This is a genomic window from Chromobacterium sp. Ag138 (assembly GCF_055181315.1).
In genome coordinates this window covers 2735827-2742719 of record NZ_JBUPWA010000001.1, presented here as the reverse complement: position 1 = coordinate 2742719, position 6893 = coordinate 2735827, and the positions used below count along the sequence as shown (strand labels likewise).

Here is a 6893-nt window from a genome sequence, read left to right as displayed (position 1 = left end):
CGATGAACTGGTCTTCGGCGCCGACATCAAGGAAAGCGACATCCAGGCGGTGCGCAGCGGCAACGACATGGTGTTCCGCCACATCAACGGCCGGGACAGCGTGACGGTGAAAGACTGGTTCGCCAACCAGCTGTACTGGATCGAGCAGATCACCTTCGCCAGCGGCGTGAAGTGGACGGCCGACCAGCTGATGAAGCAGGGCGTGCCGCTGGTGGGCACCGAGCTGGGCGACACGCTGCGCGGCGGCGACGTCGACGACTGGATCCAGGGCAACGGCGGCAACGACTCGCTGTACGGCGGGGTCGGCAACGACCTGCTGGAAGGCGGCGCGGGCGACGACGGCCTGTACGGCGAAGACGGCAACGACACGCTGCGCGGCGGCATCGGCAACGACACGCTGAACGGCGGCAACGGCGCGGACCTGCTGGAAGGCGGCGACGGCGACGATGTCATCATCGGCGGCCGGATCGACGGCAACGACTGGCGGGAAGAGCGCGACACGCTGCGCGGCGGCGCCGGCAACGATGTGCTGACGGCGGCCTGGGCCGGCTGGAACAACGTGTTCGAAGGCGGCACCGGCAACGACACGCTGACCGGCAGCTACGGCCGCGACGTCTACCTGTTCAATCTGGGCGATGGTCAGGACGTGATCATCGACAAGGCCTACCGCGTCAGCGCGGAAGACTCGTACCGCGATGAACTGGTCTTCGGCGCCGACATCAAGGAAAGCGACATCCAGGCGGTGCGCAGCGGCAACGACATGGTGTTCCGCCACATCAACGGCCGGGACAGCGTGACGGTGAAAGACTGGTTCGCCAACCAGCTGTACTGGATCGAGCAGATCACCTTCGCCAGCGGCGTGAAGTGGACGGCCGACCAGCTGATGAAGCAGGGCGTGCCGCTGGTGGGCACCGAGCTGGGCGACACGCTGCGCGGCGGCGACGTCGACGACTGGATCCAGGGCAACGGCGGCAACGACTCGCTGTACGGCGGGGTCGGCAACGACCTGCTGGAAGGCGGCGCGGGCGACGACGGCTTGTTCGGCGAAGACGGCAATGACACCCTGCGCGGTGGCATCGGCAACGATACGCTGAATGGCGGTAACGGCAACGACACCTACCGTTTCGGCCGCGGCGACGGCGCGGATCTGGTGCAGGACTCCGGCGGGCAGGACGCGCTGGAGTTCGACCCGGGCGTCAACGCCGACCAGCTGTGGTTCCGCAAGCAGAACAACAGCCTGGAAGTCAGCGTGATCGGCGGCGGGGACAAGGTGGTGGTGGACAACTGGTTCGGCAATGCCGCCAACCAGCTGGAAACCATCCGCTCCGGCGACGGCAAGGCGCTGGCGGCTTCGCAGGTGCAGGCGCTGGTGACCGCGATGGCGGCGTTCAACCCGCCGGCGGCGGGCCAGATGACGTTGCCGGCCGATTACCAAGCGGCGTTGCAGCCGGTGATGGCGTCCAGCTGGAAGTAAGCGCGTAGTCTCCGCCGCGCCTTGCGCGCGGCTGGGCCGCAAAAAACGACAGCCCCGTCGGCTCAGGCCGCGGGGCTGTTTTCATCGAGGAGCGACGGCGCGCTATTCGCGATGATAAGGGTGGTTGTTGAGTATCGAGTAGGCGCGGTAGATCTGCTCGGCCAGCATCACCCGCACCATGCCGTGGGGCAATGTCATCGCCGACAATTGAAGCAGCACGTCGGCGCGCTGCTTCAGCTCTTGCGACAGGCCATCGGCGCCGCCGATGACGAACACCACGTCGTCGCCGCCGGCCATCCACTCCTTCAAGCCCTCGGCCAGCTTGACCGAGGTCCAGTTCTTGCCGCGCTCGTCCATCACCACCAGCCGCGCGCGCGGCTGGATGGCGGCGATCAGCCGCTCGTGCTCGGCGGCGATGCCCTTTTCGGCGGTGACGCCGCCGCCGCGCTTCTCCGGCTTGATCTCTTTCAGTTCCAGCGCGATGTCGCGGCCGAAGCGCTTGGCGTAATCGGTATAGGCCTCGTCGACCCAGCGCGGCATCTTGGTGCCGACGGCGAGTATGGTGATTTTCATCGGGAAGGGCTTGTGCGGAGGGGGAAAAACGAAAGGGCGGGAAGAGCCCGCCCTTGTCCGGTCAGCTTATACCGCCGACCACGGCTTGGCGGCGCCCAGCGCGAAGCTCGGCTTCTGGCCGCCCCACAGCGCCTCGATGTCGTAGTAGTCGCGCACGGCGGGCAGCATCACATGCACCACCACGTCGCCGGCGTCCACCAGCACCCATTCGCCGCTTTCGTGGCCTTCGCTGCCGACGATGTCCACGCCGGCTTCCTTCAGTTTCACCTGCACGCTGTTGGCCAGCGCCTTCACCTGGCGGTTGGAGTCGCCGGTGGCGACGATCATGCGTTGGAACAGCGAGGTGAGCTCGCTGGTATCCAGTTCGATGATGTCCTTGCCCTTGACGTCTTCCAGAGCCTCTACGGCCAGTTTGCTGATTTCTTGAATTTCCATGATTCCTTTTCCTGTGCCGGTACATAGCAGGCACAGGCGCCGGCAAGAGGTACCAAAAAGAGCGGGTAGGGCGGTGCCCTACCGGTATAGCCGCTGCCGGCGGATGTAAGCCAGCACGGCGGGATCGATCAGACCTTCCACCGGCTCGTCGGCGGCCAGCTGGGCCCTCAGGCGGGTGGCGGACAGATCGAGCGGCGGGAGGGCCAGGGGGCGGATTGTACCGGAAGCCGTTCGATTTGAAAAATCAGATACTTGGCGGGCCTGCCATTCCTGGCGGACTTCGGGTGGGAGGGTGGCTGGATCGAAGCCGGGCCGCATCGCGACGGCGAGGTTAGCGAGGCGGAACAGCTCGCGCCAATCCTTCCACGAGGACAGCGCCGCCAGCGAGTCGCCGCCGACCAGAAACCACAGCTGGGCGGCGGCGCCCAATTCGGCGCGCAGTTCGCGCAGGGTGTCCACGGTATAGGCCGGGCGGTGGCGGCGGATTTCGCGCTCGTCCACCGTCAGCCTGGCGTCGGCGGCGATGGCCAGTCTCACCATGTCCAGGCGTTGCGCGGCGCTGGCGCGCGGACCTTCCACCCGGTGGTAGGGCTGGCCGGCGGGGATCAGCCTGACTTCGTCGAGCGCCAGCTCGTCGGCGAAGGCGCGCGCCATGCGCAGGTGGGCGTGGTGGACGGGGTCGAAAGTGCCGCCGAACACGCCGACGCGGGCGTTCATGCCGCCGGCGCTTCCTCGTCGCCGTAGCCGTTGATCACCACTTCCAGCCGGCCGGTGGACGGGTGGATCACCATGCCGTGCACCGGAACGTCCTTGGGCATCAACGGGTGGTTGCGAATGGTCTGCACGGTGTGGCGCACGCTGTCTGACACGTTGTCGAAGCCCTTCAGCCAGCCGTCCAGATCGATGCCGGCCGCGCGCAGGGTGGCGATGGTGTCTTCCGACACGCCGCGCTCCATCGCGTGGTTCAGCACGCGCTGCGGATCGACGGCGCGCATGCCGCAGTCGCGGTGGGCGACCACGCAGATCTCGTCGGCGCGCAATTCGTACACCGCCATGATCAGGCTGCGCATCACCGAGCCCCAGGGATGAGTGATCAGCGCGCCGGCATTCTTGATCAGCTTGGCGTCGCCGTTCTTCAGGCCCATCGCCTTGGGCAGCAGCTCCACCATGCGGGCATCCATGCAGGCCAGGATGGCCAGGCCCTTGCCGGGAAACTTGTCGGTCTTGTATTGCTCGTATTCGCGGTTTTCCACGAAGGCGCGGTTGTGCTCGAGCAGGGTATTCAGTCGGTCCATGGATACGGTTTCCTGTGCGGATAGCGGGACGGATTCACCTGTGCGTCCGGCGGGCGCATAGGTGAATTCGCTCTGGAGGCTTTGCTCTATTCCGGGCGGCATGCTACCACCAGTCGGCGGAGTCGGGACAGAAATTCGCGGCTGAACCGGTCTATGCAGGTGGGGGCGAAGGCGGCGATTACAAGCGGAGTTGGTCCTTATGCTAATTATACAAGGTTTGACGAATCTCCTTGCCGCGCCGGACCGGCTTGCCTAGAATCGCGCCTCCTTTAGAGCCTGTTCACGATCTTTTTTCGAGCAGCGCAGCCCAAGCAGAAGACCAGATGCAAGGCGGAGGGTGCAAGCCTTGGTCATTCCAAGGCTCAACCCGACAACGCGGCAGATGATCTTCTGCTTGGGCTGCCCTCCGGGACTGTTTTCTACCGGTGCATGGCTTTGTCAAACGCCCCTGGCAGTGAATGACACTGCGGCGGGCCGTTTTTCGCGCCCTGCATCCGGCAGACAACAGTCGCTGCCGGAAAAAGATCGTGAACAGGCTCTTATTACTGCTTGCTTATTCTGGAGCGTTTCGTGAACGAAAAACTGGCCAACCCGGCCCCGCTGGGCCTGATGGGCTTCGGCATGACCACCATTCTTCTCAATATCCACAACGCCGGCTTTTATCCGATCAGCGCGATGATCCTGGCGATGGGACTGTGCTACGGCGGCCTGGCGCAGATCGTCGCAGGCATCATGGAGTTCGGCCGCGGCAACACCTTCGGCGTCACCGCCTTTCTGTCCTATGGCTTGTTCTGGCTGAGCCTGGTGCTGCTGATCGTGCTGCCCAAGACCGGCCTGGCCGACCCGACGCCGGAAGGCTATATGGGCTGGTACCTGTTGATGTGGGGCGTGTTCACGCTGTTCATGCTGGCGGGCACCGTCAATTACCCTCGGGTCAAGCAGTTCGTGTTCGCCTCGCTGACCGTGCTGTTCTTCCTGCTGGCCGCCCGTGACTTCACCGGCAGCAAGCTGATCGGCGTCATCGCCGGCTTCGAGGGCATCGTCTGCGGCGCCAGCGCCATCTATCTGGCGATGGCCACCGTGCTGAACGAGCAATACGGCCGCACCGTATGGCCGGTGGGCGCGCGCTGAACGCGATCCGCTCCCGCATTCCGACGCCCCGCGTGGGGCGTTTTTTATTGCCGGCCGAGAGTGGCTAACAAAACTCGGTTTGACGGCTGAGGCAAGGCGCGCCGACGCAGACAGCGCAAGCAGTACGGCAAGTCGGCGCAACGCAGCATCATAGCCGCTCTCAGTGGCGATGCCGGCCCAGCCACATCACCGCCAGCTGCACCAATATCGCCAGGCTCAGCGCCAGCAGAAAAGCGGCGGCCGGCCGCAGCGCATCCAGCGCGCCGGCCAGCGCCAGGCAGAAGGCGATGAAGGCGTAGAAGCCGCGCACCATGCCGCGCAGCAGGCGGATGGCGGCGGCGGGGCCGGCATTGGCGTGGGTGAAGACGCCCAGCACGCTGGCCAGCACCGGAAACACCGCCAGCACGCCGCTGAGCGCCGGCCCCAGCCGTTGCGACAGGCTGGTGATGATCAACACCAGCAGCGCGCCGGCCGCCATGCGCGGCGCCATGCCGGCTTCGCGGGAAAGGAGGTTCGCGGTGGCGGGCGGAGCGGGAAACAGGAAGCCGGCCAAGGGCAGGAAGGCCAGGCCCAGCAACGCCGCGTGCCACGGCGGCAGCGCCGCGGCCTGGCTGGCGGCGACGGCGAGCGCGTAGCCGGACACCCCCAGCGCCAGGCACTGCGGCCAGCGCCAGCGCAGGGTGGCCCAACTGTAGGCGATGCCGAACACCACGTTGGCGGCGGCGCCCAGCGCCGAGGCCAGCGCCGCCTGGCGGGCGAAGTCCGGCCCTTGCTCCAGCGTCAGGATCAGCAGGATGGAGCCGGTGATCACCGGAAAGCCAGCCAGCGCGCCGGCCACGCCCGGCCCCCATTTTCTGGCGGCGGCGCTGATCAGCCAGATCAGCGCCGGCACCAGCAGCAGTTTCAACAGCAGCATTTCAAGAGCCTGTTCCAAAGTCTTTCGGTGAGCCGCGCAGCCTTACCAGCGCGAGACGTGGTCCTCGGTGACGCCGGCCAGCGCGCGCACCGCGTGGCGCGCGCCGTCGGGGTCGATCAGTTCGCCGTCGAAGCGGCCTACCGGCTGCACGTAGCGGCTGGCGGCGATGATCAGATTCTTGTCTTCCCGCCGCGCGCCTTCCGGCGTGAAGACCAGGTCCACCATGCCGTCGTCGCTGCGGATGCGCCATGGCGCGAGCGGGTTTTCCGCCTGGTAGTCGAACGTCGCCGCGCCGACGCGCCACAGCCGCCCGTCCCGCCACACCGCGTTTTCCTCGCTGCCCATATAGCCTTGCTGCAGATTGAAGCCGACGCCGGCGCCGTGCGCGCTGGCCCAACGCCAGCGGGTTTCGCGGGCCAACAGGCCGTTGGAGTAGTCGAGCGAGGCGGTGGCGGCGGACAGATCGTAGCGCCCGGCCGCGCAGCGCGCCTCGCCGCGCGCCGGCAAGCCGCCGCTTTTGTGGGTGCTGTGGGCCAGGTAATTGGCCGGCGCCACCACCGCCAGCACCGGCGGCATCGCGGAGAGGTCGATTTCCGCGTCCAGGCTCAGTTCGCGGCTGGCCACGCTCAGGCGCAGTGCGTCGCCGGCGCGCGCGAAAGCGAAGCGCTTGCCGGGGAAGCGGAAACGGGCGTCGCCGAAGGCGCGGTCGGCGATGCTGACGCCGACGCCGGGCAGGCCGTTGGCGCTGGCGGCGGCCACCACTTTCCCCTGCTTGCGATCGAACAGGTAGGCGAACGCGGTGCCGTTCCAGCCCACGTCCACCACGGCGGCGGCGATCAGGAAATCGTCGTGGGCGAGGGCAGCGTACTGCCAGCGTTTGTGGTGCAGCTTGCGCGACAAGCGCTGCAGCGGCGTCAGCGCCAGCGCCTGCCAGCTCAGCTCGGGCACGATGCCCTGATAGACGCCGAAGGCGGCGCGGCCATCCGGAGCGGTGAGGCGGATCGGGGCGGAGGGCAGTGTGGGCATGGCGGGGCACCGGTAGGGGGATGCGATCGAGTCTAGCGGAATC

General features: G+C 66.8%; 8 protein-coding genes. 2 read left to right on the top strand and 6 right to left on the bottom strand.

All coding sequences use genetic code 11. From position 1 onward, the window contains the following. Positions 1-1474, top strand: a 1474-nt coding sequence (locus ACY3GB_RS12625) for a calcium-binding protein (protein ID WP_463089046.1), incomplete at its 5' end; no start/stop codon positions are given. A 102-nt stretch (positions 1475-1576) separates the two neighbouring features. Here ACY3GB_RS12625 and rlmH read toward each other — a convergent pair. From rlmH to ACY3GB_RS12605, 4 genes are all read right to left on the bottom strand, one after another. Continuing rightward, the gene (gene rlmH / locus ACY3GB_RS12620; protein WP_463089045.1) at positions 1577-2047 is read right to left on the bottom strand and encodes a 23S rRNA (pseudouridine(1915)-N(3))-methyltransferase RlmH; all 471 of its coding nucleotides are present in this window, start codon (positions 2045-2047) and stop codon (positions 1577-1579) included. Between the two features lie 66 nt (positions 2048-2113). After that, entirely contained in the window at positions 2114-2482 is a 369-nt protein-coding gene (rsfS, locus tag ACY3GB_RS12615; protein WP_021475654.1) for a ribosome silencing factor, read from the bottom strand. Positions 2483-2560: 78 nt separating this feature from the next. Then, positions 2561-3199 (bottom strand): nicotinate-nucleotide adenylyltransferase, encoded by a 639-nt coding sequence (gene nadD, locus ACY3GB_RS12610; protein ID WP_463089044.1) that lies wholly within the window; start codon positions 3197-3199, stop codon positions 2561-2563. Further along, complete coding sequence (locus tag ACY3GB_RS12605) at positions 3196-3777, bottom strand: beta-class carbonic anhydrase (protein WP_463089043.1); 582 nt, start codon at positions 3775-3777, stop codon at positions 3196-3198. Before ACY3GB_RS12605 ends, nadD begins: the two co-directional genes overlap by 4 nt. 570 nt (positions 3778-4347) lie before the next feature. Here ACY3GB_RS12605 and ACY3GB_RS12600 point away from each other — a divergent pair. Beyond that, positions 4348-4908, top strand: coding sequence for an acetate uptake transporter (locus ACY3GB_RS12600; protein ID WP_463089042.1), 561 nt, complete (start codon positions 4348-4350; stop codon positions 4906-4908). Between the two features lie 160 nt (positions 4909-5068). On the opposite strand, the gene ACY3GB_RS12595 is transcribed toward ACY3GB_RS12600, so the two are convergent. Further along, entirely contained in the window at positions 5069-5824 is a 756-nt protein-coding gene (locus tag ACY3GB_RS12595; RefSeq protein WP_463089041.1) for a hypothetical protein, read from the bottom strand. Positions 5825-5866: 42 nt separating this feature from the next. Continuing rightward, on the bottom strand, positions 5867-6850 hold the full coding sequence (locus ACY3GB_RS12590) for a DUF2804 domain-containing protein (protein WP_463089040.1): 984 nt from the start codon (positions 6848-6850) through the stop codon (positions 5867-5869). Positions 6851-6893 lie beyond the last annotated feature (43 nt).

Coding starts and splice junctions, on each gene's coding strand:
- ACY3GB_RS12595 (WP_463089041.1), bottom strand. CDS start 5,824: ATGCTGCTGTTGAAACTGCTGCTGGTGCCGGCGCTGATCTGGCTGATC.
- ACY3GB_RS12605 (WP_463089043.1), bottom strand. CDS start 3,777: ATGGACCGACTGAATACCCTGCTCGAGCACAACCGCGCCTTCGTGGAA.
- ACY3GB_RS12590 (WP_463089040.1), bottom strand. CDS start 6,850: ATGCCCACACTGCCCTCCGCCCCGATCCGCCTCACCGCTCCGGATGGC.
- rlmH (WP_463089045.1), bottom strand. CDS start 2,047: ATGAAAATCACCATACTCGCCGTCGGCACCAAGATGCCGCGCTGGGTC.
- nadD (WP_463089044.1), bottom strand. CDS start 3,199: ATGAACGCCCGCGTCGGCGTGTTCGGCGGCACTTTCGACCCCGTCCAC.
- rsfS (WP_021475654.1), bottom strand. CDS start 2,482: ATGGAAATTCAAGAAATCAGCAAACTGGCCGTAGAGGCTCTGGAAGAC.